The organism is Synechococcus sp. R6-7 (genome assembly GCF_047461695.1).
Taxonomy (GTDB): domain Bacteria; phylum Cyanobacteriota; class Cyanobacteriia; order Thermostichales; family Thermostichaceae; genus Thermostichus.
This window is the reverse complement of record NZ_JANSHS010000394.1, coordinates 1-1936: the sequence shown is the minus strand read 5'-3', so window position 1 is coordinate 1936 and position 1936 is coordinate 1. Positions and strand designations below refer to the sequence as shown.

Sequence of the window (1936 nt, the reverse complement as noted above, 5' to 3'; positions counted from 1 at the left end):
GCGGGGCTCCTGCGATTTCTAGCTGACCCTAACCAGCGGGCGGTTTCTGCTAGAAACCCATCAGACGAGCAACAGCGGACAGCTCAGGGACAACGCCGGTGTGGATAGGAGCGGATCCCTGGTGGCTGGCCGTGTCCGGATCCTTAAGGCCATTGCCCGTCAGCACGCACACCACCTGTGCTCCAGCAGGCACCTGCTCTCGCCATTTCAGCAATCCGGCCACCGAGGCCGCGCTGGCCGGCTCGCAAAAGATCCCTTCTTCGGATGCCAGGAGACGATAGGCTGCCAGAATCTCCTCGTCGGTGACGCTATCCACCTGGCCGCCGCTCACCTGCACTGCCGCCTTGGCCTTCACCCAACTGGCAGGATTGCCGATGCGAATGGCCGTGGCCACCGTCTCTGGGTGTTCCACCACCCGGTTCAACACCATGGGGGCAGCACCGGCAGCCTCGAAGCCGTAGAGACGAGGGCGACGGGTAGCCTTGCCCTGCTGGCGGTACTGGCAAAACCCCATCCAATAAGCCGTGATGTTGCCCGCGTTGCCCACCGGAATACAGAGCCAATCGGGGGCATCCCCCAAAGCATCCACCACCTCGAAGGCGGCGGTTTTCTGCCCTTCCAAGCGGAAGCGGTTGACCGAGTTCACCAGGGCCACCGGGTAGGTTTCCGCCAGCTGCCGCACCATAGCCAGCGCTTGGTCGAAGTTGCCTTGAACGGCGATGATCTCCGCCCCGTACATCAGGGTTTGGGCCAGTTTGCCTTTGGCCACGTAGCCATCGGGGATCAGCACATAGGCCCGCAGACCTCCTTTGGCCGCAAAGGCAGCAGCCGCCGCCGAGGTGTTGCCGGTGCTGGCGCAGATGATCGCCTCTGCCCCTGCCTCTTTGGCCTTGGACACGGCCATCGTCATACCCCGATCCTTGAAACTACCGGTGGGGTTGAGGCCCTCCAACTTCAGGTAAACTTGACAGTCTCGCCCCAGCCGTTGGCTCAAAGCCGGGGAAGGCACCAGAGGCGTGTTGCCCTCATGTAGCGTGACCACAGGTGTGCTGGCGCTGACGGGGAGCCATTCCCGATAGTGCTGGATCAGGCCGGGCCAAAGCCCCACTTGCGCGCGGGATCCGGCTATACGAGGGGGATGGGTGGGATTCAGGGTCGCCATGCCGCAGAGGACACCGAGGCTAATCAAAGACCGGCTTTCTCACTGTAGCTGTTCGTGGAGGGGTTCGTATCCACCTCCCGCAGCGGCGGCAGAAACATCTTCCTGATCCCCTCTCTTCAGAAGCTGGGGAGCGGAGGAGCTGCAGGTCGCAAGGCCAGAGCCTGCACCAGAGAGCGCAACTTCAGACGAATCTCGGCCAGCTCTTGCTCTGGGTTGGAGTCAGCCACAATCCCGGCACCGGCATACAAGCGGGCCCAATTCCCCCGAATTAGGGCGGAGCGGATCCCCACCACAAACTCGCCATTGCCCTGTAAGTCTACCCAGCCCAAGGGAGCGGCATAGCTGGAGCGATCAAAGGGTTCCAACCGCTCTAGCCACTGCAGCGCCGCCTGTTGGGGATACCCTCCCACCGCTGCCGTCGGGTGGAGCTGGGCCAGCAGATCGAACAGATGTACATCGGCGGGGAGCTCCGCCTCGATCAAAGTTTGCAGATGCTGGATGTTGGCTAGACGGAGCAGCCGCGGTTGCGGGGAAATGCAGGGATCCATTCCCAACCGACTCAGAGCCTCCCGGATCGAGCGCACCACCCACTGGTGTTCGCGGCGGTCTTTGGGGCTGCGGAGCAGCTCCTCGGCCAACTGGCGATCCTGGACAGGGGTGGCGCCGCGGGCGGCGGAGCCGGCTAAGGCATCGATCTGCACCCGGCCTTGCCACACGGAAAGCAAGCGCTCCGGGGTGGCCCCCAAGAAAACCTGGGGAAAGGCCCCCTCTTGG

General features: G+C 63.4%; 2 protein-coding genes. Both read right to left on the bottom strand.

Features of this window, described 5'->3' with window-relative positions:
• Window positions 1-49: 49 nt before the first annotated feature.
• Window positions 50-1108, bottom strand: coding sequence for a threonine synthase (gene thrC / locus NW815_RS11435; protein ID WP_011433867.1), 1059 nt, complete (start codon window positions 1106-1108; stop codon window positions 50-52).
• A 170-nt stretch (window positions 1109-1278) separates the two neighbouring features.
• On the bottom strand, window positions 1279-1936 hold a 658-nt coding region (locus NW815_RS11430; RefSeq protein ID WP_414416025.1), incomplete at its 5' end, for an isochorismate synthase.